This is a genomic window from Serratia sp. ID 25-353, from assembly GCF_054792795.1.
In genome coordinates, this window is record NZ_CM139236.1 from 1,557,492 (window position 1) to 1,581,195 (window position 23,704).

Annotated in this window: 27 protein-coding genes; 9 read left to right on the forward strand and 18 right to left on the reverse strand. The window is 62.7% G+C overall.

The genetic code is table 11. The features are described from left to right. Positions 1–7 precede the first annotated feature (7 nt). Positions 8–790, forward strand: coding sequence for an N-formylglutamate amidohydrolase (locus tag ACYF6X_RS07485; RefSeq protein WP_063989977.1), 783 nt, complete (start codon positions 8–10; stop codon positions 788–790). 76 nt (positions 791–866) lie between these two features. Continuing rightward, entirely contained in the window at positions 867–1,580 is a 714-nt protein-coding gene (locus tag ACYF6X_RS07490; protein ID WP_025302950.1) for a flagellar brake protein, read from the forward strand. Between the two features lie 43 nt (positions 1,581–1,623). On the opposite strand, the gene pdxY is transcribed toward ACYF6X_RS07490, so the two are convergent. Genes pdxY through ACYF6X_RS07505 form a run of 3 tightly spaced genes read right to left on the reverse strand, consistent with a single transcriptional unit; the run spans position 1,624 to position 3,437 of the window. Beyond that, positions 1,624–2,466 carry a pyridoxal kinase gene (pdxY, locus tag ACYF6X_RS07495; RefSeq protein ID WP_063989976.1) on the reverse strand — a complete coding sequence of 281 codons (843 nt, stop codon included), beginning with the start codon at positions 2,464–2,466 and terminating at the stop codon, positions 1,624–1,626. Positions 2,467–2,469: 3 nt separating this feature from the next. Then, positions 2,470–3,186 carry a glutamine amidotransferase gene (locus ACYF6X_RS07500; RefSeq protein ID WP_130017405.1) on the reverse strand — a complete coding sequence of 239 codons (717 nt, stop codon included), beginning with the start codon at positions 3,184–3,186 and terminating at the stop codon, positions 2,470–2,472. Next, positions 3,183–3,437, reverse strand: a complete 255-nt coding sequence (locus ACYF6X_RS07505; RefSeq protein WP_063989974.1) for a hypothetical protein — start codon at positions 3,435–3,437, stop codon at positions 3,183–3,185. The genes ACYF6X_RS07500 and ACYF6X_RS07505 overlap by 4 nt, the downstream gene beginning before the upstream one ends. Before the next feature lie 66 nt (positions 3,438–3,503). Here ACYF6X_RS07505 and ACYF6X_RS07510 point away from each other — a divergent pair, with 66 nt between their 5' ends. Beyond that, the gene (locus ACYF6X_RS07510) at positions 3,504–4,808 is read left to right on the forward strand and encodes an aminotransferase class I/II-fold pyridoxal phosphate-dependent enzyme (protein WP_130017406.1); all 1,305 of its coding nucleotides are present in this window, start codon (positions 3,504–3,506) and stop codon (positions 4,806–4,808) included. On the opposite strand, the gene ACYF6X_RS07515 is transcribed toward ACYF6X_RS07510, so the two are convergent. The 5 genes from ACYF6X_RS07515 to ACYF6X_RS07535 all read right to left on the reverse strand — a co-directional run bounded on the left by ACYF6X_RS07515 (position 4,805) and on the right by ACYF6X_RS07535 (position 9,957). After that, positions 4,805–5,791 (reverse strand): MsnO8 family LLM class oxidoreductase, encoded by a 987-nt coding sequence (locus ACYF6X_RS07515; protein WP_049212286.1) that lies wholly within the window; start codon positions 5,789–5,791, stop codon positions 4,805–4,807. The genes ACYF6X_RS07510 and ACYF6X_RS07515 overlap by 4 nt on opposite strands. A gap of 138 nt (positions 5,792–5,929) precedes the next feature. Then, positions 5,930–6,766, reverse strand: a complete 837-nt coding sequence (pbpG, locus tag ACYF6X_RS07520; protein WP_063989972.1) for a D-alanyl-D-alanine endopeptidase — start codon at positions 6,764–6,766, stop codon at positions 5,930–5,932. 93 nt (positions 6,767–6,859) lie between these two features. After that, a complete protein-coding gene (gene nudI / locus ACYF6X_RS07525) occupies positions 6,860–7,285 on the reverse strand; it encodes a nucleoside triphosphatase NudI (RefSeq protein ID WP_130017407.1) in 426 nt (141 codons plus the stop codon). Between the two features lie 120 nt (positions 7,286–7,405). Continuing rightward, a complete protein-coding gene (gene ppk2 / locus ACYF6X_RS07530; protein ID WP_063989970.1) occupies positions 7,406–8,320 on the reverse strand; it encodes a polyphosphate kinase 2 in 915 nt (304 codons plus the stop codon). Positions 8,321–8,346: 26 nt separating this feature from the next. After that, entirely contained in the window at positions 8,347–9,957 is a 1,611-nt protein-coding gene (locus ACYF6X_RS07535; protein ID WP_130017408.1) for an inorganic phosphate transporter, read from the reverse strand. A 184-nt stretch (positions 9,958–10,141) separates the two neighbouring features. Here ACYF6X_RS07535 and ACYF6X_RS07540 point away from each other — a divergent pair, with 184 nt between their 5' ends. Beyond that, positions 10,142–11,170, forward strand: a complete 1,029-nt coding sequence (locus ACYF6X_RS07540) for a transporter (protein ID WP_130017409.1) — start codon at positions 10,142–10,144, stop codon at positions 11,168–11,170. Here the strand turns inward: ACYF6X_RS07540 and ACYF6X_RS07545 are convergent, their stop codons facing one another. From ACYF6X_RS07545 to ACYF6X_RS07585, 9 genes are all read right to left on the reverse strand, one after another. After that, positions 11,171–11,704 carry an SRPBCC family protein gene (locus ACYF6X_RS07545; RefSeq protein WP_015377962.1) on the reverse strand — a complete coding sequence of 178 codons (534 nt, stop codon included), beginning with the start codon at positions 11,702–11,704 and terminating at the stop codon, positions 11,171–11,173. Positions 11,705–11,707: 3 nt separating this feature from the next. Beyond that, positions 11,708–12,055, reverse strand: coding sequence for an ArsR/SmtB family transcription factor (locus ACYF6X_RS07550; protein ID WP_004938187.1), 348 nt, complete (start codon positions 12,053–12,055; stop codon positions 11,708–11,710). 82 nt (positions 12,056–12,137) lie between these two features. Next, positions 12,138–13,364, reverse strand: coding sequence for a Zn-dependent hydrolase (locus ACYF6X_RS07555; protein ID WP_130017410.1), 1,227 nt, complete (start codon positions 13,362–13,364; stop codon positions 12,138–12,140). Continuing rightward, positions 13,361–13,852 (reverse strand): L-2-amino-thiazoline-4-carboxylic acid hydrolase, encoded by a 492-nt coding sequence (locus ACYF6X_RS07560; RefSeq protein WP_107226254.1) that lies wholly within the window; start codon positions 13,850–13,852, stop codon positions 13,361–13,363. The genes ACYF6X_RS07555 and ACYF6X_RS07560 overlap by 4 nt, the downstream gene beginning before the upstream one ends. An 18-nt stretch (positions 13,853–13,870) precedes the next feature. Next, positions 13,871–14,974 carry a branched-chain amino acid ABC transporter substrate-binding protein gene (locus ACYF6X_RS07565; protein WP_406880020.1) on the reverse strand — a complete coding sequence of 368 codons (1,104 nt, stop codon included), beginning with the start codon at positions 14,972–14,974 and terminating at the stop codon, positions 13,871–13,873. 82 nt (positions 14,975–15,056) lie between these two features. Further along, the gene (locus ACYF6X_RS07570; RefSeq protein WP_130017412.1) at positions 15,057–15,770 is read right to left on the reverse strand and encodes an ABC transporter ATP-binding protein; all 714 of its coding nucleotides are present in this window, start codon (positions 15,768–15,770) and stop codon (positions 15,057–15,059) included. Then, the gene (locus ACYF6X_RS07575; RefSeq protein WP_063989962.1) at positions 15,763–16,533 is read right to left on the reverse strand and encodes an ABC transporter ATP-binding protein; all 771 of its coding nucleotides are present in this window, start codon (positions 16,531–16,533) and stop codon (positions 15,763–15,765) included. The genes ACYF6X_RS07570 and ACYF6X_RS07575 overlap by 8 nt, the downstream gene beginning before the upstream one ends. Further along, entirely contained in the window at positions 16,530–17,642 is a 1,113-nt protein-coding gene (locus ACYF6X_RS07580; RefSeq protein ID WP_130017413.1) for an ABC transporter permease subunit, read from the reverse strand. Before ACYF6X_RS07580 ends, ACYF6X_RS07575 begins: the two co-directional genes overlap by 4 nt. Positions 17,643–17,652: 10 nt before the next feature. Further along, entirely contained in the window at positions 17,653–18,603 is a 951-nt protein-coding gene (locus ACYF6X_RS07585; protein WP_130017414.1) for a branched-chain amino acid ABC transporter permease, read from the reverse strand. Positions 18,604–18,772: 169 nt separating this feature from the next. On the opposite strand from ACYF6X_RS07585, the gene ACYF6X_RS07590 reads away from it, so the two are divergent. Continuing rightward, complete coding sequence (locus ACYF6X_RS07590) at positions 18,773–19,705, forward strand: LysR substrate-binding domain-containing protein (RefSeq protein ID WP_130017415.1); 933 nt, start codon at positions 18,773–18,775, stop codon at positions 19,703–19,705. Positions 19,706–19,783: 78 nt separating this feature from the next. Beyond that, positions 19,784–20,086 carry a cupin domain-containing protein gene (locus ACYF6X_RS07595; protein WP_063989958.1) on the forward strand — a complete coding sequence of 101 codons (303 nt, stop codon included), beginning with the start codon at positions 19,784–19,786 and terminating at the stop codon, positions 20,084–20,086. Here ACYF6X_RS07595 and ACYF6X_RS07600 read toward each other — a convergent pair. Then, positions 20,083–20,673, reverse strand: a complete 591-nt coding sequence (locus ACYF6X_RS07600; RefSeq protein WP_063989957.1) for a TetR/AcrR family transcriptional regulator — start codon at positions 20,671–20,673, stop codon at positions 20,083–20,085. The two genes, ACYF6X_RS07595 and ACYF6X_RS07600, sit on opposite strands and share 4 nt — an antisense overlap. Before the next feature lie 140 nt (positions 20,674–20,813). Between ACYF6X_RS07600 and ACYF6X_RS07605 the strand changes: the two genes are divergently transcribed. From ACYF6X_RS07605 to ACYF6X_RS07615, 3 genes are read left to right on the forward strand one after another with little or no spacing between them, the layout of a single operon-like run. After that, positions 20,814–21,869, forward strand: a complete 1,056-nt coding sequence (locus ACYF6X_RS07605; protein ID WP_130017416.1) for a sugar phosphate isomerase/epimerase family protein — start codon at positions 20,814–20,816, stop codon at positions 21,867–21,869. Between the two features lie 25 nt (positions 21,870–21,894). Further along, positions 21,895–22,791 (forward strand): alpha/beta fold hydrolase, encoded by an 897-nt coding sequence (locus tag ACYF6X_RS07610; protein WP_130017417.1) that lies wholly within the window; start codon positions 21,895–21,897, stop codon positions 22,789–22,791. After that, on the forward strand, positions 22,778–23,680 hold the full coding sequence (locus ACYF6X_RS07615; RefSeq protein ID WP_033653098.1) for an alpha/beta hydrolase: 903 nt from the start codon (positions 22,778–22,780) through the stop codon (positions 23,678–23,680). The genes ACYF6X_RS07610 and ACYF6X_RS07615 overlap by 14 nt, the downstream gene beginning before the upstream one ends. Positions 23,681–23,704 lie beyond the last annotated feature (24 nt).

Genomic DNA, 23,704 nt, shown 5'->3' on the forward strand with positions numbered 1-23,704 from the left:
GCCCGTCATGCCTCACTCGTTTATCCCGCCGTTATTGTCCGCCGATGAACCTTCTGCCGCTGCCGTTGAAATCCCGCGCGGCAAAGCGCCCTTTTTGCTGCTGTGCGATCACGCCGGCAAGGCGATACCGCAATCCCTCGGCGATCTCGGTTTGCCGCCGGGGGAGATCGAACGCCACATCGGCTGGGATATCGGCGCGCTGTGCGTGTCGCGCCATCTGAGCCGTCAGCTGGACGCCACGCTGATCCACCAGCGTTACTCACGGCTGGTGATCGACTGCAACCGGGCACCCGGCATTGCCAGCTCGATCCCGCATTTGTCCGAGCTGACGCCGATCCCCGGCAATATCGGTATCGACGCCGAGCACGCGCTTGCGCGCGAGCGCGAGGTGTTTTTGCCGTATCACCACGCCATCGACGATCATCTGGGGCAACGCCAACTGCGCGAACTGCCGACGGCGGTGATCGCCATGCACAGTTTTACGCCGGTGTTCAAAGGGGCATCGCGCCCCTGGCAGGTGGGGCTGCTGTTTAACCGCTACCCGGAATTTGCCCATCTGCTGGCCGAGTTGTTGCGCGAAGAGGGGGATTTGCAGGTGGGGATCAACGAACCCTATGCGATGACCGACGCCACTGACTACACGTTGCCGGTCCACGCAGAACGTCGCGGTTTGCCTTATGTCGGCATCGAAATCCGCCAGGATCTGATCGCCGACGAACGCGGGCAACAGGCGTGGGCGAAACGTTTCGCACGCCTGTTGCCGCAGGCTTGGCAGCGTTGGCAAATTTGACTTTAGGAATATTCCCAGAGATGATAACCGTAAGGAATACGTAATACGTCATTAGAAAAAAAGTCAGGAGAGACGTGTGGAGCACAGCGATAACGGACTGTTTATCAAACGGGAGCGTTTTGAAGTTCTGGCGATTCTGCGTGAAATTTGCAAACAACGCACGCCGCTGCGCGTAGAAAATCAGCAGCACCGGTTTCAAAGTCTGTTATTGAGCGTCGGGCCGGACAATATCGTGTTTAGCGGTGAGGAGGCGGAAAACGCCATCGACGGCGCCTGCACCATCGTGATTGAAAGCAACGACGCCAAAATCGAGTTTTCCGTCGGCCAGGCGGAACTGACCGAACATCAGGGCGTCCAGGCCTGCTCGACTCGGCTGCCGCAGGAGTTGGTCTACATCCAGCGCCGTCGCCAGTTCCGCATCACCACACCGCACTGGCGCCAATTCTTCTGTACCGGCGAATACCCGGACGGCACGCCTTATGAGCTGCGGATCCACGATCTGTCCGCCGGCGGCGTCGGTTTGCGTTTCGACGGCCCGCTGCCAGATTTCTTTCAGCCGGGTCTGCAGTTCAAGAAAGCGGAGTTGGATCTGGGCAGCTACGGCAGCTTCAAGGTCAACATGGAGCTGGTGGTGGTCAACGACGATCAGGAAACCGACGATAACGACCAGGTGGTGCACTTCTCGCGCCTGTCGTGCCGCTTCCTCAAGCTGGGGCTGGCGATGGAGCGCAAAATTCAGAGCGCGGTGTTCGCCTTCGAGCTGGATTTCAACAAAAAGAAAAAACGCTGATATTTATCAGGGGCGGCACGCTGCCCCTGACTCTCCACAGGCCTTACGGTTTTAACGCCCGCAGGCTGCCGATTTCTTCCCAACCGAAATGCGCCGCTTCGGCCAGCACGTCGCACACTTCGCCGCCGGCGGCGACCACGGCTGCGTCGAGCGCGGCGCCGTGCAGCAGATGGCTGACCAGCAAGGCGGCGAACAGATCGCCGGTGCCTTTGACCGCCGATTTCACCTTCGGATGGGTAAAGCACTGCGTTTCCTGCCGGGTGACCAGCATCAATCCCACCTCGTCTTCGTGCTGCGCGACGCCCGGCGCGCTGGTGACCAGCACCCATTCGGTGGTGTCGTTCAACAGCGCCTGCGCGGCGTGCTGCGTCTGCTCTTGGCTGCTCAGTTGCCGGCCGCACAGCTGTTCCAGTTCGAAGCCGTTCGGCGTCAGGCCGTTGGCCAGCCGCAGGAACGGCGAGCGATAGCAGCTGACGATGCGCTCATCCACGTAGATCCCTTCGCCGTAATCGCCCATCACCGGATCGATATAGATTTTTATTTGGGGATTGATCGAGCGCACCCGCTGCAGCCAGTTGGCCAGAATATGGCACTGCATCGCGTCGCCCAGGTAGCCGACAATCACCGCCCGGGTGCGCTTCATCACGCCACGGGCGATCAGATCGTCGAGAAAGCCGCCGAACCACTCGCCGGAGATGACGCCGCCGTGCGGCTTGCCGTAATAGGGCGGGCAGCCGAACAGTACGCTAGGCACCTGCAGCGCTTCCAGCCCCTTTTTCAACAGGGCGCGGTAGGCGATACCGTTGCCGACGCTGCCGTAGACCACCTGAGATTGAATGCTGATCACATCGATGGACGGTGATCGCAAGGGAGCAGTTTGTTGCATGAGTTACATCCTTGGTTCGTTATTATCCAGCCAGCGTGCGAAAACCTGCCGCGCGCGCTGTTCCAGCTGTGCGCCGTGGCGCGCCGCCTGTTCGCGCAGGCTCTGGGGCGCGACGTCGGCCAGTTCCAGCTCGCAGGCATGGCCAATCAGCCAGCGTTCGATATCGCGATGATCCGCCTCCAGATGGAACTGCAGGCCGAGCGCGAACCCCTGATAGTCAAAGGCCTGATGCGGGCAAACCGCCGTGCCGGCCAGGCAGTGGGCGCCCTCCGGGATCATGAACATATCGCCGTGCCAGTGCAGCACCGGCGTATCGGCCAGCGGCGCCAGCACCGAGTCGTCTTGTGCCGTGAGCGTGGTCAGCGGGGCGAAGCCGATCTCTTTGACGCCGAGCGAGATCACGTCGGCGCCCAGCGCCTGAGCGATCACCTGGGCGCCAAGACACACCCCGAGGGTCGGGCGCCGCTGCGCCAGGCGCTGTTTGACCAGCGCCAATTCATGGTCGAGAAAATCATAGCGCAGCGCGCCGGAAAAGTGCTGGGCGGCGCTGATCGGCCCGCCGAGCACCACCAACAGATCGGTCTCTTCATTATTGATAGCACGAATATCATCACGCCCGGCATCGTAATAGTCGATTTGATAGCCACGCAGCGAGAGCAGGGAACCGAGGATGCCCAGGTTTTCGAAATTGACGTGTCGAATAGCGACGGCTTTTTTCATTGTTTAACCTCGTGAGCGTGGGTGAACGGCGTCAGCGCCAGCGATTCGCCCAGTACGGTGATGCCTTGCGCGCCGCTCTGGTAGACGATGCGGCGTTCGCTGATCTGGCTGAGTTGCACCTGATACCCCTGCGCGGCCGGAAACAGCGCGCACGCCTGCTCCAGCTGATCGGCCGCCCAGGGCGTGAACATCTGCAGGCGGGCAAAGGCTTTTCCTGCATACTGAATGTCGAGCACGTAATGTTTATCCATGGAACCCCTTACTTTTGGCCGCGGAAACGGGTAATCTATTTTGAACTAGTACAAAAGGATTTATGTATGACTTCATTGTATGCAAAAGGCGGCGGCGCTGTCCAGATTGCCGAGCAGATCGCCGCACGCATCAAAGACGGCGCACTGCGGCCGGGCGAGCTGTTGCCGCCGGTACGCCAACTGGCGGCGGAGCTGGAGGTCAACCCGAATACCGTCGCCAGCGCTTATGCCCGATTGCGTGATGCCGGCCTGGTGGCGACGCGCGGGCGGGCGGGAACGGTGGTGCTGGAACCGCCGCTGGCGGCGGTGAGTGCGGCCTATGTGCCGCGTCAGGTGCCGGCGGGGATGTGCGATCTGGCCAGCGGCAACCTGGATGCCGCCCTGTTGCCGGCGTTGGCGCTGGGTGCGACGGAGGTGTTCCCGCAGCAAAACGGCTATGACATCAGCGGCGATCTGCCGGTATTGACCGGTCTGGGGCGTGAGTGGCTCGGCCGCCAGGGCGTTAGCCTGGGGGAACCGGCGGTGTTCTCCGGCGCGCTGGACGCGATGGAAAAGGCGCTGCGCTGCCATGTGCAGCCGGGCGCGGCGGTATGGGTGGAAGATCCCTGCTGGCCGCCGCTATTGACGCTGCTGCGCCACCTGCGTCTGCGGCCACTGCCGCTGGCGATGGATGAACAGGGGTGCCGGTTGCCGGAAAGCGGAGCGGCGGGCGCGGTGATCCTGACGCCGCGCGCCCACAATCCGACCGGCGCCTCGCTCTCTGCGCCGCGCGCGCAGCAGTGGCGGCGTTTTCTCAGCGAAAATCCGCAGTGTCTGGCGATCGTCGACGACTTCTGGGGGCCGCTGTCGCAGCAGCCGCTGCATCTGCCGTTCGACGGCGATGGCGGCCTGTACGTGCTGTCGCTGAGCAAGTTTCTCAGCCCGGATCTGCGCATCGCGCTGGCCTGCGGCAACCCGACGTTGCTGCAGGCGATGCGCGCCGATCAGTACATCAGCGAGCGCTGGGTCAGCCATATCTTGCAGCAGATTGCCGCCAGACTGTGGGGGCAGGCCTTGCAGGAAGGGCAGCTGCAGCGGGCGCAACAGGCGTATCAGGCCAGAAGGGATGAACTGGTGCGGCGGCTCAATGCGCTGAATCACACGGCGCTGGCGGTAGGTGAAGGGCTGCATCTGTGGTTGCCGGTGCGGTCGGAAACCGCCGCCACGCAGCTGATGGCGCAGCGGGGGTGGTTGGTGCAGGGCGGCGAGCCTTTCCGCCTGAAGGGCGATCCTGCGATCCGCGTCAGCCTGGCCAACGTGGTGCCGACGCAGCGGGCGTCGTTGGCGCAGGATCTGGCCGACGCCATGCGGATCCGCGCGGCGATCAACTAGGCCGGCGTCAGGTTCTCCTCCGCCAACTGTCGTAGTGAGGTTAACCGGGCGGTCGGTTCGGCGATCGGCGTGTCGATGATGAACTCGTCCACGCCGTACTGCAGCTGCAGCTGCGCCAGTTGCTGATGCACCTGCTGCGCGGTGCCGAGCAGGATATGGTTTTCTCGCGGCTCGATGCGGTAGTCGGTGGCGCCGGCCTGCTGCACGAAACTTTCCGCCTGCGCCAGGCTGCCGACGGTCACGCTCTGCTCACCGGCGACATGTACGCGGTATTGCTGTATATCCGCCGCCAGCGCCGCGGCCTGTTCCGCACTTGGCGCCACGATCGCCGCTACCGCCAGCAGCGCCTTGCGGCCACCGCTCAGTGCGGCATAGTGCGCCAGTGCCTCCCGGATATCTTGCGGATTGCCGTTCAGATGCGCGGCGAACACGAAGGCCCAGCCGGATTCGGCCGCCAGCGTCGCGCTCTCTTTGCTGGCGCCGAGCAGGAAGCGCTGGGCGGCATGCGGCGGCAGCGGCGTGGCGCTCAGGCCCGGTTCGGCGTCGTCGTTCAGATAGGCGGTCAGCTGCGACAGCTGCTGTGGAAAGGCCGGTTTGTGTTGCCGGTCATGGGCGGCCTGCAGCGCCTGGGTGGCGAGCGGCAGCCCGCCGGGCGCTTTGCCCACCCCGAGATCGACGCGCCCCGGCGCCAACGCCGCCAGCAGGTTAAAGTTTTCGGCCACCTTGTAGGCGCTGTAGTGTTGCAGCATCACGCCGCCGGAGCCGATGCGAATGCGCGACGTCTGGCCGAGCAGGTAGCCGATCAGCACTTCCGGCGACGGGCAGGCGAGCTGCGGCGTGTTGTGGTGCTCCGCCAGCCAGAAACGCCGATAGCCCCAGCGTTCCGCCTGCTGCGCCAGATGCAGCGTGCGCGCCAGCGCCTGCGCGGCGCTTTCCCCGTCGGCGATCGGACTCTTTTCCAATATGCTCAAGGCATAAGCCATTTTCCCGCTCCTTTCCTCATCAGATATGCCTGACAAATACCATGCGGACGGCGTGCGCCTTAATACTGATTGGCGATAGGATATTCCATTGATCCAAAACGAATTTGGATATGCGCAGAACGGTAAAGCGCCGCGATGTTATCCCTCGAGCCAGGCCTTCAGACGAATGGCGTCACGGTAGTGGCCGTAGCGCGGCTGCGCGCCGAGCAGGATCATCACCACCGGCTGCCCTTTGATGGTGGTGCGCATCACCAGGCAGTGGCCGGCCTCGTCGGTAAAGCCGGTTTTCTGCAGCTGAATTTTCCAGGCCGGATTGTTGATCAGGCCGTTGGAGCTGCGGTAGACCAGCTGGCCGCGGCCAGGGCGCACGATCTGCTGCTTGTCGGTGCTGAAGCGGCGAATCGACTGATAGCGATAGGCGTGATTGACCATCTTCAGCAGATCGTTGGCGGTCGCCACATTGCGCGGCGTCAGCCCGGTCGGATCGTAGAAGCGGCTGCGTTTCATGCCGATGGCGCGCGCTTTCTGGTTCATTTTCGCCACGAATGCTTTGCGCCCGCCGGGATAACTGCGGCTCAGCGCCGCAGCGGCGCGATTCTCCGAAGACATCAGGGCGATGTGCAGCATGTCGCGACGGCTGAGCACCGAGCCGATGGTCAGGCGCGAATGGGTTTTTTTCAGCAGATCGCGATCGGCGGCGGTGACTTTCAGCCTGCTACCCATCGGGCGTTTACTGTCCAGGGCGACCATGGCGGTCATCAGCTTGGTGAGCGAGGCAATCGGCAGCACGCGGTTTGGCTGCTTCTGATAGAGCGTCTTTCCGGTGCGTTGATTGACGACCAGCACCGATTTGGCATTCAGCACCAGCGGCGGTGCAGCGGCATGCACGGGCGCCAAAACGAACAGCAGGCTGAACAGGAGAGCGGCGCCGAAGCGCCGGGCAGGCAGACGGAGAAAAGCGTGAGATAAAAGCATAACGGCGGCAATAGTGACCCTAAGTGATTAAAAAATATCAAAAGAGTCTGCCCGGCAAATGTGAAGAAAATAGGGCGATAATCGCTCAAACTGTTACAACAATCCCTTTTGTCGCAGCGTGAAGCGGGTGGCCTCGTTCAGATCGTAGTCCGCGAGACGCTCGCGCGGCACCCAGGCGTAGTCGTCGAACTCGTCGTTGATCGTCACGTCGCGGTTGGCGGCCTGGCAGTCGAAAATCAGGTAAATCATGTAGATTTTCTCCCGGCTGCCGTCGGCGTAAGTTTTGATGCGCACGTCGTCGCGGAAGGTCCAGGGCGTGATGCTGTCGAGGATCAGCCCGGCGCCCAGCTCTTCGCGCACTTCGCGCCGCAGCGCCTGTTCTATTTGTTCACCCGGCTCGACGCCGCCGCCGGACAGCGCCCACTGGCCGGGAAACACGCCCTTGTGCGCCGCCATTTTGCACAGCAGGAAGGCGTTATCGTTTTCAATCAGCGGGCAGACAATGATGCGTTGGCGCATGGAGGACTCCGGTCAAAATGGAAAGCAACCACTTTAACATGGGGTTTGGCCCGTTAGCATGAGAGAAATCAACGCGTTGTATTTGCGCAGAGAAGCGGCAACCGCCTCTCTGCGCTAAGGTCAGTAGATTTCCGGCACCACCATGTTGTCCGGCACCGGGCTGCGGTGGTACTCCGGGCTGCGTTTGCGCTGCGGCAGCGTGATGACGTTGCCTTCAGCTTCCTCATAAGGCACCTGCTGCAGCAGGTGGGTGATGCAGTTCAAACGGGCCTTTTTCTTGTCGACGCCCTGAACCACCCACCAGGGCGCTTCGGCAATGTTAGTGCGCGCTAACATGATTTCTTTGGCCTCGGTGTAGTCTTCCCAGCGGCGGCGGCTTTCCAGATCCATCGGGCTGAGCTTCCACTGCTTGAGCGGATCGTGAATGCGGCTGAGGAAACGCAGCTCCTGCTCCTCATCGGTGATCGAAAACCAGTATTTGACGATTTGGATGCCGCTGCGCGTCAGCATTTTTTCGAATTCCGGCACGCTGCGGAAAAACTCCTCATACTCTTCGTCGTTGCAAAAGCCCATCACGCGCTCCACGCCGGCGCGGTTATACCAGCTGCGGTCAAACAGCACCATTTCGCCGGCGGCGGGCAGATGTGCGATATAACGCTGAAAATACCACTGGGTGCGTTCGCGATCGTTCGGTGCCGGCAGCGCCGCTACGCGGCAGGTGCGTGGGTTGAGGCGCTGGGTGATGCGCTTGATCACGCCACCTTTGCCGGCGGCATCGCGGCCTTCAAAGATGATCACCAGCCGGTGGCCGGTGCGCATCACCCAATCCTGCAGTTTCACCAGCTCGCCCTGCAGGCGCAGCAGCTCGCGGAAGTAATGCTTGCGCCAGGCCTTTTTCTGGTCGCTGTCCACTTCCGTCGCGTCGAAGCGCAGATCGTCCAGCTCCATTTCCAGCTCTTCGTCGTAGCTGTCGTAAAATTCTTGCAGCAGGCGCTGGTTGAAACCGTCATCGCGGTTGAATTCATGCATGGTCATCAGATTTTCTCCGTATCAGCCCGGTGTTAGAAATGGTTGAAGATCCAGTACAGCACCGCCGACAACAGCACCGAGGCCGGCAGCGTCAGCACCCAGGCCATCAGCAGATTGCGCAGAGTGGCCATCTGCAGGCCGGAGCGGTTGGCGGCCATGGTGCCGGCGATGCCGGACGACAGGACGTGCGTGGTCGAAACCGGCAAGCCGAAGGCATCGGCCGCGCCGATGGTGGTCATCGCCACCAGTTCGGCGCTGGCGCCCTGGGCGTAGGTCAGGTGCGATTTACCGATCTTTTCGCCCACCGTCACCACGATGCGGCGCCAGCCGACCATGGTGCCGAGCCCCAGCGCAATCGCCACCACCACCTTCACCCAGAAGGGAATGAAGCGGGTGGCGTTGTCGAGTTCGCCCTTCAGCGCGTCGAGGTTGCGCTGCGCGTCAGGATTGATCTGCAGCTGTTGCTCTGCCTTCAGGTGCTTGATGGTCTCGGACGCCAGATACATGTCGTTGCGGGTGTTTGACACCGCCTGCGCCGGGATCTTGTCGACCGATCCGTATTGGCGGATTTGATCGCCGATCGCGCCGGTCAGCTGCGCCAACGCCGGCACCACCTCCGGCGTCAGCTCGCTGGTGCGCACATAGCCGGTCAGGACCTCGCGCGGTGGCGTTTGGCCGCCGGCCGGGAACTGGCGCAACAGCTGGTTTTTGGTCACCTCCGCCAATGCCGCCACCCGGGGAATTTGCTCCGGCGGCATCGAACGGTTCAGGGCGTAGGCGATCGGCATGGTGCCCACCAGGATCAGCATGATAAGGCCCATGCCTTTCTGCCCGTCGTTGGAGCCGTGGGCGAAGGAAACGCCGGTGCAGGTGAGGATCAGCAGCCCGCGGATCCACAGCGGCGGCGGGGTATTGCCTTTAGGGGCGCTGTACAGCTGACGGTTCTTGACGAACAGCTTCAGCGCCAGCAGCAGCAGGCCGGCGAACACGAAGCCGATCACCGGCGACAGCAGCAGCGCGTAGCCCACCTTGATCGCCTGGCCCCAGTCCACGCCGCTGGTGCCGGTGCGGCCGTGGATCAGGGCGTTGGCGACGCCGACGCCGATAATCGAGCCGATCAGCGTATGCGACGACGAGGCGGGCAGCCCGAGCCACCAGGTGCCGAGGTTCCAGATGATGGCGGAGAACAGCAGGGCGTACACCATGGCGAAACCGTTGCCGGTGCCGGCCTGCAGGATCAGCTCGACCGGCAGCAGCGAAATGATGCCGAAGGCCACCACGCCGCTGGAGAGCAACACGCCGAGAAAGTTGAAGAAGCCGGACCACACCACGGCGACCATCGGCGAGAGCGAATGAGTGTAAATCACCGTCGCGACCGCATTGGCGGTGTCGTGGAAGCCGTTGACGAATTCAAAGCCCAGCGCGATCAATAGCGCCAGTCCCAATAATAAAAACGGAATGTAACTGGTATAGACGGCGCCGGCGTCGCTGACGTCGTTAAATAAGTTCACCCCGGCGAATGCGATCCCCAGAATTAATAAAAACACAAAAAAAAGAACAGTGAGTCGACTGTTCTTCTGGTGCAGTTTTGGCAGGCTGGAGGCGGCCGGCGTACTCGTTTGAACGGCGCTGTTATCGCTCATAATGACCTTCCCGAGATGTTTGAATGCGGTATCTTTCGCCTGAAAAGTATTCTGAATGAATGTGGCTTTTTTATGACGAAAATATTAATCATCGAGAAAGATGAAAAGAATTAACGCAGGCAATTAAAGATTGCTATAACAGCGGAGAATGTTGGGTTAACGGCGGTAAGCGAGATAACGCGTTATGGCGCAAATGTTAGCAGAAAAGATGCACAAGCTGGATTTTGATGATGAAGTGACCGGGCTGATCTACGGCCACGTGTTTCGTTCCGGTGAGCCGCCGGCGCGGCTGAACTCGCAGCAGGTCTGTCAGGCCTATCAGGCACTGCCGCCCGGCGACGGTTTTATCTGGCTGCACCTCAATCTCAACCACGCGGCGGCGGAGAAGTGGCTGAAAAACCATTTCGCCATTTCCGATTTTTTCTTTCACGAGATCCGCCACGGCTCCCACACCACACGCATCGAGCGCCAGGGCGACGATCTGTTCGCGGTGCTCAACGATGTGATCTTCCACCCTGAGGAGAGCAACCCGGAAACGGCGACGCTGTGGCTCTATTGCTGCCGCGGGCTGGTGGTGACCGTGCGTCACAAACCGGTGCGACTCATTGAACGGCTGCTCGGCCGCCTGACGGCGCTGCAGTTGGCCTCGTCCACCGAACTGCTGGCGCACCTGCTGGAAGAGCAGGAGGACGTGCTGGAGCAGGTGGTGCGGCAGGCCAACCAGTATGTCGATACCATTGAGGATCGCCTGTTGACCCGCCGCGTCAAACGCAACCGCGCCGAGTTGGGGCGCATGCGCCGCATGTTGCTGCGCTTTCAGCGCCTGCTGGCGCCGGAGCCGGCCGCGCTGTTTCGCCTGTTGAACCGCCCGCCAACCTGGCTGAGCCGTGAGGTGGTGCAGGATCTGCGGCAGTTTACCGAAGAGTTCACCGTGGTGTTGAACGATCTCGCCAGCCTGACCGAACGCATCCGGCTGCTGCAGGAGGAGCTGGGCGCCAAGCTGATGGAGCAGAATAACCGCACGCTCTATACGTTGACGGTGATCACCGTGCTGGCGCTGCCGATCAATATCGTCGCCGGTTTCTTCGGTATGAACGTGGGGGGGATCCCGCTGGCCAGCAATCACCACGGTTTTATCCTGCTGGTGTTGCTGGTCGGCAGTTTTACGCTGATCGCCGGTTATCTGGCGTTCAGGCGCAGGGACGAGACGTAATTACAGGCGGGCGCGGTACTCTTCTTCCAGCCGGGCATGGGTGCTCCAGAACGGCTGCGGCGCCCGATCGTGCAGGCGATCCAGCAGGATATCCAGATGGGTGTGCCAGCCGCCGGCGACGCTGAGCATCTCGTCGCGGTTGGCCAAGCGCCGGTGGGTGACCGTCAGCAGCACCGCGTTTCCCTGTTCCGTCAGTTCGAAGGTCACTTCGGAAGGGCGGCCCTGATCCTGCTCGGCCCAGGTAAAGCTCAGCAGACGCGGCGGGAACAGGCAGGTGATGTGGCCGCGGTTGCTGACGCAGCCGCCGTGCTGTTTGTACTTGGCCGGCGGTGGTTCATGCTCGCCCGCCAGATCGGAGTTGCGAAACTCCAGCTCCAGCGGCGCGCCGTTCTCCAGCTTCATGGCGCCGGCCGCCAGCCAGGTGGCGCGCTTGTCGGATTCGGTCAGGTAAGCCCACACCCGTTCGATGGGGCCGGGCAGCAAGCGCTGGATGCGCAGCGTGCCGGGTTCGATAATCATGCCGTAATCATTCATGGTTCACTCCTTGGGAGGAAGCTGTTCGGGCTGCAGCAGCGCCTGTTCGAGCGCATCCAGCCGTTCAGTCCAGAAATGTTCATAGGTTTGCAGCCAGTGCATGGCCTGCGCCATAGGCTCGGGTTCGAGCCGGCAGATATGGTTTCTTCCTTGCACGGTGCGTTGCACCAGGCCCGCATGTTCCAGTGCTTTCACGTGCTTGGAGGCGCCGGCGAACGACATCTGCAACGGCGCGGCCAGTTCGCCGATGCTGCGTTCACCGCCGGCCAGCGCGCGTAACATCGAGCGGCGGGTCGGGTCGGCCAGCGCATGAAAAATGGCGTCCAGCTGTGAGGAAGATAATTCAACCATATGGTTGAATATAGAACAGGTGGGCTAATATTCAACCGTTTTGTTGAATATTTTTTGCCCCGGCGAAAAACCGGGGCGAGGATCAGGCGCCGGTGTGCGCCAGCAGTGCGTTCAGCAAGACGTCGGCACCGGCGGCGGCCCAGTCGGGGGTAATGTCTTCCCGTTCGTTGTGGCTGATGCCGTCCACGCAGGGGATGAAAATCATGGCGGTCGGGGCGACGCGATTAAGATAACAGGCATCGTGGCCGGCGCCGGAAATCATGTCGCGATGGCGATAGCCCAATGCTTGCGCGGCGTAGCGTACGCTGTCGATGCAGCCCCGATCGAAAGCGACCGGGGGATATTGGAAGATGCGCTCGGCGCGAGCGGTCAGGCCGCCGTCGTTGATTTGGTTTACCGCCGCCAGCAGGCGCTGCTCCATCTGCTCCAGGGTAGTCTCCTCAGGGTGACGGAATTCGACGCTGAAAAAGACCCGGCCCGGCACCACGTTGCGTGAATTGGGGGTGATGTGCGCCATGCCCACCGTGGCGCGCGCATCGGGCGCAAAATCCCAGCCGATGCGGTTGACCGCCGTCACCAGCTCGGTGAAACCCAGCAGGGCGTCGCGGCGGCGATCCATCGGCGTGGTGCCGGCATGGGCGCTGAAGCCGACGACCTCCAGTTCGTACCAGCGCTGCCCTTGTGCGGCGGTCACGACGCCGATGTCGAGGTGTTCCGCTTCCAGAATCGGCCCCTGTTCGATGTGCAGCTCGAAGGCGGCGTGGATCGGCATACCGCCCACCGGATGCTCACCGGCGTAGCCGATGCGTTCCAGCGCCTCGCCGAGGCTGACGCCATGCTCGTCGCGGCGCGACAGGCCGTATTCCAGGTCGAAGACCCCGGCGAACACCCCGGAGGCGATCATCGCCGGCGCGAAGCGCGCGCCTTCTTCATTGGTCCAGTTGATCACTTCAATCGCGCGTTCGGTGACGATCTGCCGATCGTTAAGGCTGCGAATAACCTCCAACCCGGCCAGCACGCCGTAGATGCCGTCGAAACGGCCACCGCGGGGCTGCGAGTCGCCGTGAGAACCGGTAACCACCGGCGCCAGCTCGGGCCGCGAGCCTTCGCGGCGCAGGAACATGTTGCCCATCCGATCGACGCGCACGCTGCAACCGGCCTCCAGCACCCAGAGACGCAGCTGGTCGCGCGCCTGCCGGTCCTCTTCGCTGAGCGCCAGCCGGGTGACGCCGTTGTCGGCGATGGCGCCGAACTGCGCCATCACGTGCAGGCTTTGCCACAGGCGCTCGCCGTTGACCCGATACGTCATTGCTCTTCTCCCGGCGTTTTGGCGGTGTAGCGGAAATCGCAGCAGGGGGCGCCGGACATGATGGTTTGGCTGCGCTGCAGCTCGACCTCCGGGGCATAGCCGACGATAAACTGGCTGTCACGTGCGCAGGAGAGCAGGTGGCCGATTTCCCCCAGCCCCATCTCGTGATACATCTCGGCATAGCGGCAGCGGGTGACGTTATAGTCGAAGTGCTGTTCATCCTGGTTGATCACTTCGACGCGCAGCGCATCATCTTTTTCCCACAGGTACTGCAAGGCGGCGAAGCTGCGCAGATCCGCGCCGCCAGGCTCTTGCGCGGCGAAGCGTTTACCCGCCTCGATGGCGGCATTCTCGATGGCTTCGCCGATCACCGCCTGAGCGCGCACCTTGCCGATTTCACGCACCAGAATCTGGTAGATGGGTTTGATGATCTCCGCTTCGATCTTTCTGCGGGCCAAAATGCCCAATTCGTTGTTTGCACAGCTCATCGCCTTGCTCCTCTTGATTTATTGTGGTTTGGCGCCGCCCAACACGGTTTGCGGCTGCCATTTGCCGTCCACTACCCGGTACAGGGTGAAGCTCGGCTGTTGCAGGTTGCCCTGCGCATCGAAGGCAATGGCGCCGGTCACGCCCTGGTAATGTATGGTGCGCAGTGTTGGCAGGTAATCGGCCGGATTGGCCGAGCCGGCCTGTTCGATGGCGGCGATCAGCACCCGGGTGGCGTCGTAGGCGAAGGGCGCATGCAGTTCGATGTGGGTGTGGTAACGATCGCGGTAGGCTTGTTCAAACGCCTTGCCGCCCGGCATCTGTTCCAGCGGCAGCCCTGGCTCCAGCGCCACCACGCCTTCGCCTTCTCGCTGCGCCAGCGTCAGGAAGGTCTGGCTGACAAAGCCGCCGGCGCCCATCAGCTGCGCGTTCATGCCCAGCTGTTTCAGTTTGCGCGCCAGCGGCGCCGCCTGGGAGTCCACGCCGCCGAAGAAGATCAGATCGGCGTTTTTGCTGCGCACGGTGGTCAGCACGGCGCTGAAATCGACGGTCTTGTCGTCGACATACTCGCGGGTGACCGGCTGCACGCCCTGGGCCTGCAGCGATTTGATGAACTCGTCCGCCAGGCCCTGGCCGAAGGCGGTGCGATCGTCAATCACCGCGATGCGCTGGGCTTTCAGCGTTTTCACCGCATACTGCCCGGCATAGTTGCCGCCGTCGTCGTCGTGGCCCATCACGCGGAAGCTGGTGTCAAAGCCTTGCTGCGTGTAGCCGTGGCCGGTGGCGACCGGCGCCACCTGGGCGATGCCGGCGTCGTGGTAGATGCGCGCCGCCGGGATGCTGGTGCCGGTGTTCCAGTGGCCGACCACGCCGGCCACGCCTTCATCGACCAAACGCTGCGCGATGGCCACGGCGGTGCGCGGATCGGACTGATCGTCCTCGGACAGCAATTTGAAGGTGACCGGTTTGCCGTTCAGCGTCGGCTTTTGTGCGTTGGCGTCGGCGATCGCCAGCCGCGCGCCGTTTTCGAGATCTTTGCCGATGCGCGCGGAAGGGCCGGTCAGCGGCCCGGCCAGGCCGATCAGCACGGTGTCGTCCGCCAGCGCCGAGAGGCTCAGGATCATCGTCACGGCGGCCAGCGCCAACGGCTTGATGCGAAAGTTCTGCTGCATGTCATACTCCTGGTGCGGTTAAAGGTAACAACGGTTATTCACCCAAATAGATCTGTTTGATTTTTTCATCGTCCAGCATGTCGGCGGAGCGGCCGCTGTGGCTCAGGCTACCGCTGTCCAACACATAGGCGCGATCGGTAGACTCCAGCGCCAGGCGGGCGTTCTGCTCGACCAGCAATAGCGTGACGCCGTCACGGGCTAACTGTTTGATGACCGAAAAAATGGCCTCCACCACAATCGGCGCCAGTCCCATCGACGGTTCGTCCAATATCAACAGGCGCGGGCGGCTGAGCAGCGCGCGGCCCATCGCCACCATCTGCTGTTCGCCGCCCGAAAGCAGCCCGGCCGGTTGATGCAGGCGCTCGTTCAGGCGCGGGAAGGTGGCGCATATCCGTTCGAAATCGTGCCGCACCGCCGGTTTGTCACGGCGCGCATAGGCGCCCAGCTGCAGGTTTTCTCGTACCGTTAGGCGGGTAAAAATGCCGCGTCCTTCCGGCACCATCACCAGCCCTTGCTGCAGCAAGCGGTGCGGCGGCACGCCGCGAATCGAACGGCCGTCGAACAGGATGTCGCCCTCGAACGGCTGCAGCCCGGTCAGCGCCCGCAGGCTGGAGGTCTTGCCCGCGCCATTGGCGCCGATCAGCGTGACCTGTTCGCCGGCGTTGACCGTAAAATCGATGCCTTTGACCGCATGGATGCCGCCGTAAGACACGTTGAGTTGTTTAACGCTCAGCAGGGCTTCAGACATGCGCGCTGCCTCCCAGATAGGCCTGAATGACCGCCGGTTCACGCCGAACCTGCGCCGGTTCGCCTTCGGCGATCGCTTTGCCGTAATCCAGCACCGTCAGGCGATCGCACAGGCCCATCACCAGCTTGACGTCGTGTTCGATCAACAGCAGCGTTTTGCCGCTGTCGCGAATGCGCAGCAGCAGTTCGCGCAGCGCCACTTTTTCTCCGGCGTTCATGCCGGCCGCCGGTTCGTCCAGCGCCAGCAGCCGGGGCTCGGTCGCCAGCGCGCGGGCGATCTCCAGACGGCGCTGGTGGCCGTAGGCGAGATCGCCGGCGCGGTAATGGGCGAATTGGCCGATGCCGACATACTCCAGCAGCGCATGGGATTTATCGCGCACCGCCTGTTCCTCCTCCCTGGCGCGGCGATGGCGGGCGATCGCCGCCCACAGGCCGTTGCGGGTGCGTACGTGGCAGCCGACCATCACGTTTTCCAGCACGCTCATTTCGTTGAACAGCCGCAGGTTCTGGAAGGTGCGGGCGATGCCGGCCTGCGCCACTTTATCGATCGCCTGGGGCCTGTAGCGCTGGCCCGACAGGCGAAACTCGCCCTCGTCGGCACGGTACAGGCCGGTGATCAGATTGAAGCAGGTGGTTTTACCGGCGCCGTTCGGCCCGATCAGGCCGTAGATCTCCCCCTGGCGGATGCTCATGCTGACGTCATCCACCGCTGTCAGGCCGCCGAAGCGTTTGCTGACGTGGTGTAAAGCGAGCAAAGGCGTCATGCGGCGTTTCCTCTTAGGTGACGGGCCGGCCACAGGCCCGCCGGGCGATACAGCATCACCAGGATCAGCGCCAGGCCGTAAAACAGTTGGCGGATAATTTCCGGGTCGATCAGCACCTGGCCGAACAGCGCCTGCTGCAGCGGCCCCATGCTGCTGCGCAGCAGCTCCGGCAGGGCGACCAGCAGCAGCGCGCCCAAGATCACGCCGGGGATGTGCCCCATGCCGCCGAGCACCACCATCGCCAGCACGGCGATCGACTCTTGCAGGGTGAACGATTCCGGCGACACGAAGCCCTGAAACGCGGCGAACAGCGCGCCGGCCACGCCGCCGAAGGTGGCGCCGATGGCGAAGGCCAGCAGCTTGAAGTTGCGGGTATTGATGCCCATCGCCCGCGCGGCGTCCTCGTCTTCGCGGATCGCCGTCCACGCGCGGCCAATGCGTGAGTTTTGCAGCCGCAGGCTGATAAACAGGATCGCCAGCAGCAGCGCGGCGAACAGGTAGTAATAGAGGTACAGGCCGGAGAAGCGCACACCGAACCACTCATGCATGCCGGAAAACTTCAGGCCGAACAGGCTGACCGGGTCGATGCCGGAAATGCCTTTGGGGCCGTTGGTGAGGTTGAGCGGGCGATCGAGATTGCGCATCAAAATACGCACGATCTCGCCGAAACCGAGCGTGACGATCGCCAGATAGTCGCCGCGCAGCCGCAGCGTCGGCGCGCCGAGCAGAATGCCGCACGCCGCCGCCAGCAGCGCCGCCAGCGGGATCAGCCACAGCATCGACAGGTGCAGCCCGTCGGGGAACCCCTGCAGCAGCAGCGGGAACTGCTGCGTCAGATGCGGTGACGACAGCAGCGCGGCCAGATAGGCACCAACGGCGTAAAAAGCGATAAAGCCCATGTCCAGCAATCCGGTCATGCCTACCACGATGTTCAGCCCGAGCGCCAGCATCAGGTACAGCAGCGCGAAGTCGACGACGCGCACCCAGTAGTTGCCGCCGGCGGCGCCCGCTACCCAGGGTGCCAGCAGCAGGGCGAGAATGAACAGCGTGAGCCCCAGCCTGGCGCGCCGAGGCGTGGCCAGGGGAAGCGTGGAAGTTAAAACGGTCATTGTGATGTCCTTATGCGCGCGTGGCGATGCGTTCGCCCAACAGCCCGGAGGGGCGGAAGACCAGCACGGCGATCAGCACCAGAAACGCGAATACGTCCTGGTAGTTGCTGCCGAAGACGCCGCCGGTCAGCTCGCCGAGATAGCCGGTCCCCAGCGATTCGAACAGTCCCAGCAGCAATCCGCCGAGCATCGCGCCGCGCAGGTTGCCGATGCCGCCGAGCACGGCGGCAGTAAAGGCTTTGATGCCGGGCAAAAAGCCCATCGAGAAACCGGCGTTGCCGTAATTGCTGGCCATCATGATGCCGGCTACCGCCGCCAGCGCGCCGCCGAGCGCAAAAGTCAGAACGATGATGCGGTCAGGACTGATGCCCATCAGGCCGGCGACCTGCGGGTTTTCCGCCGTGGCGCGCATGGCGCGGCCGAAACGGCTGTGTTCGACCAGCAGCCAGAGGCCGGCCATGACCGCCACGGCCACCGTCAGCGTGACGATCGCGGTGCCGGTGATCACCGCCGGTGCATGTTCGGCGCTGCCTGCGGTCAGGGCGATGGGCGTCATCGGCAACAGCTGCGGAAACATCAGGGGATTGCGTGACCAGATCAGCATCGCCAGGGTTTGCAGCAGCAGCGAGACGCCGATGCCGCTGATCAGCGGGGCCAGGCGCGGCGCAGTGCGCAACCGGCGATAGGCCAGACGTTCGATCGCCATCGAGGTGATGGCGCAGACGGCCATGGCGAACAGGGCCGCCAGCAGCAGCGTGGCGTAGGGCGAAAGCGCGGGAAAATGATGCTGCAACGCGCCGATCGCCGACAGCGCGCTGAGCGCCCCGACCATCAGCACGTCGCCATGCGCGAAGTTGATGATGCGCAGGATGCCGTACACCATGGTGTAGCCGAGCGCGATCAGCGCATAGATGCTGCCGAGCATCAAACCGTTGACGGTCTGCTGTACCAGCGTATCCATAGGGAGAGTCCGGAGATAATGAGTCAGGAGGCTCACAGTAGAGAATTTAAAAAAATTGTAAAATACGGAAAAATACTTTCTTATACAAAAAACGAGTGATTTTAATGCTTTGATTTTTATGTATATTAAATAAAACCTTCTCCCTGACTTTCCATAAAACAATCGATATATGAAAAAAACAGAACAGTACGATGAGCCGTTGCCGATGTTGCCGAACGATCCGCCGCTGCGCGCCGTGCGGGCGTTCGAGGCCATCGCGCGCCTGGGCAGCATCAGCGCGGCGGCGAAGGAGCTGATGATTTCGCCTTCGGCGGTCAGCCATCAGCTGAAAACGCTGGAGGCATTCTTGCAGATGCCGTTGACCGAAAGGCAGGGGCGCCATCTGGTGCTGCGCGGCGAGGGGCGGGAATATTACCGCTCGATCCGGTCGGCGTTTAACGTGCTGCGCCAGGCGACCGAACACGTTCGCGAGCAGCCCGCGTCGCGGCAGGTCACCATCAGCCTGATCCCGCTGTTCGGCATGGGCTGGTTCATTCCGCGGCTGCGCGGCTTTCTGCGGGAAAATCCGGATATCGACATCAATGTGGTTTACGCCAACCACCGCAATTACCTGAGCGACGCCGCCGATCTGTCGATCCGCTTCGGGGTTGGGCAGTGGACCGGCTATCGCAGCGAAAAGCTGATGTCCGGCCAAATGGTGCCGGTGTGCAGCCGGGCATTCAGTAAACTGCACGGTTTGCTCGATACGCCGGATCAGCTGGCGGCGCTGCCGCTGCTGCATGACGAGGAGCGTAATACCTGGATGCAATGGTTTCAGCTGGCCGGCGTTAAACGCCCGCTGCGCAGCATCGGGCCGATGTTCGAAGACGGGTTGCTGACGCTGGCGGCGGTGCAGGCGGGATTGGGGTGTGCATTGATGCGCGAGCCGTTGATCGCCCAGAACCTTGAAAGCGGCGAGTTGATCAAAATGTTCGATCTGCCGATAGACGACGGTCGGGATTATTACCTGTGCGCTCGCCTGGATAGCGAACTGTCGCAGGAGGGTGAAAACCTGCGGCAATGGCTGCGGCGTGAGGCGGTGGCTCAGAACGCCGGGGCATAATCTACAACCAACGCGTCTTTCAGCACGTGACGGCTTTGCAGTAGAGTGCCGGTTCCTCTGTAGCGATAAGGTATGACGATGCTGTTTGATTTAAACCTGCAGGCGGCCGAACTGCCCGAGGCCTGGCGTTCTGCCGTGCTGGGCCGCGTCGGTGCGGCCAATATCAAAGTGCTGCGCATGGACGCGCGCAGCATTGCGGATGAAGTGCATGATTACAGCGAAGGGTTGCTGGTGATCAGCGGCCACCTGCGGCTGCAGGTGGCGGGGGAAGAGGTGGTGGTGCGGGCCGGTCAACTGTATCAGGCCGCGGCCGGCGTGCCGCACCGCGTGTTGCCGGGCAGCGAAGGCACGCTGGTGATTGTCGATCTGCCGGAGGATTAAGCGCCGCCCAAGGCCGTGAGCGCCACGTTCACCGCCGCCAATAGTCGCGCTTCAGTGACGCCGTCACGCGCCTGAATCGACAGGCCGTGCAGGAAGACGGCGAAAAAGTCCCCCATGCTATCGGCGTCGGTGCCGGCCGGCAGTTCGCCGGCTTGCACCGCCTGCCGCAGCCGTTCGACGATCTGCTGGGTGCGCTGCAACCGATGCTCAGCCAGCCAGGTTTTGAGCCCGTCGTTTTCTGCACTGACGCTGGCGGCGGAGGAGACCACCATGCAGCCCTGCGGCAGATCCGGCCGGCTGTAGAGCCGCACGGCGTCTTCCAGCAGGCGTTTGATCGCCGGGCGAATGCCGCTTTCCTGCGCGAAGGCGCGATCGGCGAAGCCGCCTTCCTCGGTTTCATAACTGGCTATCGCCTCGCGGAACAGCTGTTCTTTGGAACCGAACGCCTTGTAGATGCGTGCGGAAGCAATGCCCAATTCCGCCACCAGATCCGACATCGAGGTGCCTTCGTAACCCTGGCGCCAGAATAAGTTTCGCGCCTTCAATAGCGCCTGTTCGCGATCGAACTCGCGCGGTCTGCCTGCCATTCGCTGCTCCAATTTACCGGCCATTCAGCGACATAGGATCGCTTAAATCGGCGGGAATACCAATGTCTTTATAAATTTCGCTTGCGGTCATCGCACTTTGCTCCTATTGTTTGTCAATCGACAACTAATAGGAGTTTACGATGAAAACCCTCAAAGGTCCAAGCCTGCATCTTGCGCAGTTCAGCGATGAGAACGCGCCATTCAACAGCCTGCCCGCCATCGCCGAGTGGGCGGCGCAGACCGGCTTTAGCGCGCTGCAGATCCCGGCCTGGGATCGGCGTTTATTCGACGTGGCCACCGCCGCAGAAAGCCAAACCTACTGCGATGATTTGACCGGCATGTTGGCGGAACAGGGGTTGGTGGTCAGCGAATTGACCAGCCATATCTTCGGCCAGCTGATGGCGGTACACCCGGCTTACGATGCGCTGTTTGACAGCTTTGCGCCGCCGGCGCTGCAGGGCAATCCGCAGGCGCGCGGCGAGTGGGCGCGGCAGCAAATGCTGTTGGCGGTGAAGGCGTCGGCGCGGCTCGGGCTCAGCGAGCTGGGCACCTTTTCCGGTTCGCTGGCCTGGCCCTATCTGTTCCCGTTCCCGCAGCGCCCGGAAGGACTGATCGATACCGCGTTCGACGAGCTCGCCAAACGCTGGCTGCCGGTGCTCAACGCCTGCGACGAGCAGGGCATCAACCTGTGTTATGAAATTCACCCGAGCGAGGATCTGCACGACGGCGTGACGTTCGAGATGTTCCATGAGCGCGTCGGCCATCATCCGCGCTGCCGGGTGCTGTTCGATCCGAGCCATATGGTGCTGCAGCAGCTCAACTATCTGGAGTTTATCGATATCTATAAAGAGGTTATCGGCATGTTCCACGTCAAGGACGCCGAGTTCAATCCGACCGGTCGCCAGGGCATTTACGGCGGCTATCAATCCTGGATCGATCGCGCCGGCCGCTTCCGCTCGCTGGGTGACGGCCAGGTCGATTTCAACGGCATCTTTTCACGGCTGACGCAGTATGGCTATTCGGGGTGGGCGGCGCTGGAGTGGGAATGCTGCCTGAAAAACCCGCAGGACGGCGCGCGCGAAGGCGCAGCTTTCATTCGCGATCGCATTATCCGCGTCACCGACAAAGTGTTCGACGACTTCGCCGGCGCGCCGGTCAACCCACAACAGATCAATGCCTTGCTCGGCATTCGCTGAGCCTAATCCTTCAGGGAGTCACCCCATGCAATACCTACAGAACGAGGTCCCGTTGGCGGTTCTCGCGGCGGAACACGTCTATCTCCAGGTCAACGGCCGACGCATTCACTGCGTGGTGGCCGGTGAAGGGCGGCCGGTGCTGCTGATCCCCGGTTGGCCGCAAACCTGGTACACCTGGCGCCATGTGATGCAAGCACTGGCGGCGGCTGGTTTTCAGGCGATCGCCGTCGATCCGCCGGGCATCGGCGATTCTGACAAGCCCGCTGGCGGCTATGACACCGGCAGCATCGGTGCGACATTGCACGCGATGATGGCGCAATTGGGCCATGAACGTTACCAACTGGTTGGCCACGACATCGGCATGTGGATCGGATACGCCATGGCGAGCGATTTCCCGCAGGCGGTGGAGCGTCTGGTGCTGACGGAGGCGGTGATCCCCGGTCTGGCGCCGCCGCCGCCGATTTTCGTCGCGCCGGAGGAGAACATTTTCCTGTGGCATTTCATGTTCAATCAGCTGGCGGATTTGCCGGAGACCCTGACCCAGGGGCGTGAGCGGGAGTATCTTGGCTATATCTTCAACCGCTGGTCCTATCGGCGCGATCGGGTGGCGGCGGAGGTGTATATCGCGGCTTACTCAGCGCCTGGCGGCCTGCGCGCCGGGTTCGACTATTACCGGGCGATCCCGGAGACCGTGCGGCAGAACCGCCTGCGCGCCGCCAGGCCCCTGACGATGCCGGTGTTGACGGTGGGGGCCGAGCACGCCACCGGCGACGCGCCGCTGACGACGCTGCGGGGCAATGCGCACGATCTGCGGGGCGAAACGGTCGCCGGCTGCGGGCATTTCATTACCGAGGAGTGTCACGAGGCGTTTATCACACTGATTACGCCGTTCCTGGCAGGAGAGCCGCATGCCGCTCGATGAACGCATTGCCGCTTTTTTGACGGCATCGGCCGATGCGCCGCCCCCCGCGTCGCTGGCGGAAATGCGCGCGGCCACGGAAACCGGTTTACGCCAGCTGCAGGGCGAGGCGGAACCGAGCGGCGGCGTCAGAGACGTTACGGTGGTCGCCGCCGATGGGTATCGGATCGCGCTGCGCGCCTATCTCCCAGCGGGGGAAAACCGCGCCGCCGCGCAGCCGGCGATGCTGTTCGCCCACGGCGGCGGTTGGTGCCTCGGTTCGCTGGCGCTGTACGATCGGCCCTGTCAGGCGCTGGCCAACGCCACCGGCCGGGTGATCCTGTCGGTCGACTACCGTCTGGCGCCGGAATACCCGTTTCCGCAGCCGCTGGAAGATGTCTATCAGGCGCTCTGCTGGGTGGCGCAACAGGCGCCGCAGTTGGGGATCGACGCGCAGCGCCTGGCGGTGGGCGGCGACAGCGCCGGGGGCAATCTGGCGGCGGCGGTCGCGCTGCTGGCGCGGGATCGCGGCGGCCCGCACATCGAGCGCCAGCTGCTGCTGTACCCGGCGCTCAGCCGCGAGATGGCGACGACCAGTTATCGCGAGTTTGCCGAGGGGCACTTTCTGACGCGCGACGCGATGGTATTTTGTTGGCAGCAGTATCTGGCCCAGCGGCGCGATCCCGGCGCCGAACCGCTGCACGCCGCCACGTTGCGCGGGTTACCGCCGGCCACCATCCTGAGCTGCGAATATGATCCGCTGCGCGATGAGGCCGAGCAGTATGCGCAGCGGCTGCGCGAGGCGGGCGTGCCGGTGCGCTGCGAACGGTTGCCGGGCATGGTGCATGCCTGCATTCACATGCTGGGGCTGACCCCGGCGGCGCGGCGGCTGTTCGAACTGGCTCGCGAGTAAAAAAAAGCCCCGCACTGCGGGGCT

Coding starts and splice junctions, on each gene's coding strand:
- ACYF6X_RS07485 (WP_063989977.1), top strand. CDS start 8: ATGCCTCACTCGTTTATCCCGCCGTTATTGTCCGCCGATGAACCTTCT.
- pdxY (WP_063989976.1), bottom strand. CDS start 2,466: ATGCAACAAACTGCTCCCTTGCGATCACCGTCCATCGATGTGATCAGC.
- ACYF6X_RS07500 (WP_130017405.1), bottom strand. CDS start 3,186: ATGAAAAAAGCCGTCGCTATTCGACACGTCAATTTCGAAAACCTGGGC.
- ACYF6X_RS07505 (WP_063989974.1), bottom strand. CDS start 3,437: ATGGATAAACATTACGTGCTCGACATTCAGTATGCAGGAAAAGCCTTT.
- ACYF6X_RS07510 (WP_130017406.1), top strand. CDS start 3,504: ATGACTTCATTGTATGCAAAAGGCGGCGGCGCTGTCCAGATTGCCGAG.
- ACYF6X_RS07515 (WP_049212286.1), bottom strand. CDS start 5,791: ATGGCTTATGCCTTGAGCATATTGGAAAAGAGTCCGATCGCCGACGGG.
- pbpG (WP_063989972.1), bottom strand. CDS start 6,766: ATGCTTTTATCTCACGCTTTTCTCCGTCTGCCTGCCCGGCGCTTCGGC.
- nudI (WP_130017407.1), bottom strand. CDS start 7,285: ATGCGCCAACGCATCATTGTCTGCCCGCTGATTGAAAACGATAACGCC.
- ppk2 (WP_063989970.1), bottom strand. CDS start 8,320: ATGACCATGCATGAATTCAACCGCGATGACGGTTTCAACCAGCGCCTG.
- ACYF6X_RS07535 (WP_130017408.1), bottom strand. CDS start 9,957: ATGAGCGATAACAGCGCCGTTCAAACGAGTACGCCGGCCGCCTCCAGC.
- ACYF6X_RS07540 (WP_130017409.1), top strand. CDS start 10,142: ATGGCGCAAATGTTAGCAGAAAAGATGCACAAGCTGGATTTTGATGAT.
- ACYF6X_RS07545 (WP_015377962.1), bottom strand. CDS start 11,704: ATGAATGATTACGGCATGATTATCGAACCCGGCACGCTGCGCATCCAG.
- ACYF6X_RS07550 (WP_004938187.1), bottom strand. CDS start 12,055: ATGGTTGAATTATCTTCCTCACAGCTGGACGCCATTTTTCATGCGCTG.
- ACYF6X_RS07555 (WP_130017410.1), bottom strand. CDS start 13,364: ATGACGTATCGGGTCAACGGCGAGCGCCTGTGGCAAAGCCTGCACGTG.
- ACYF6X_RS07560 (WP_107226254.1), bottom strand. CDS start 13,852: ATGAGCTGTGCAAACAACGAATTGGGCATTTTGGCCCGCAGAAAGATC.
- ACYF6X_RS07565 (WP_406880020.1), bottom strand. CDS start 14,974: ATGATCCTGAGCCTCTCGGCGCTGGCGGACGACACCGTGCTGATCGGC.
- ACYF6X_RS07570 (WP_130017412.1), bottom strand. CDS start 15,770: ATGTCTGAAGCCCTGCTGAGCGTTAAACAACTCAACGTGTCTTACGGC.
- ACYF6X_RS07575 (WP_063989962.1), bottom strand. CDS start 16,533: ATGACGCCTTTGCTCGCTTTACACCACGTCAGCAAACGCTTCGGCGGC.
- ACYF6X_RS07580 (WP_130017413.1), bottom strand. CDS start 17,642: ATGACCGTTTTAACTTCCACGCTTCCCCTGGCCACGCCTCGGCGCGCC.
- ACYF6X_RS07585 (WP_130017414.1), bottom strand. CDS start 18,603: ATGGATACGCTGGTACAGCAGACCGTCAACGGTTTGATGCTCGGCAGC.
- ACYF6X_RS07590 (WP_130017415.1), top strand. CDS start 18,773: ATGAAAAAAACAGAACAGTACGATGAGCCGTTGCCGATGTTGCCGAAC.
- ACYF6X_RS07595 (WP_063989958.1), top strand. CDS start 19,784: ATGCTGTTTGATTTAAACCTGCAGGCGGCCGAACTGCCCGAGGCCTGG.
- ACYF6X_RS07600 (WP_063989957.1), bottom strand. CDS start 20,673: ATGGCAGGCAGACCGCGCGAGTTCGATCGCGAACAGGCGCTATTGAAG.
- ACYF6X_RS07605 (WP_130017416.1), top strand. CDS start 20,814: ATGAAAACCCTCAAAGGTCCAAGCCTGCATCTTGCGCAGTTCAGCGAT.
- ACYF6X_RS07610 (WP_130017417.1), top strand. CDS start 21,895: ATGCAATACCTACAGAACGAGGTCCCGTTGGCGGTTCTCGCGGCGGAA.
- ACYF6X_RS07615 (WP_033653098.1), top strand. CDS start 22,778: ATGCCGCTCGATGAACGCATTGCCGCTTTTTTGACGGCATCGGCCGAT.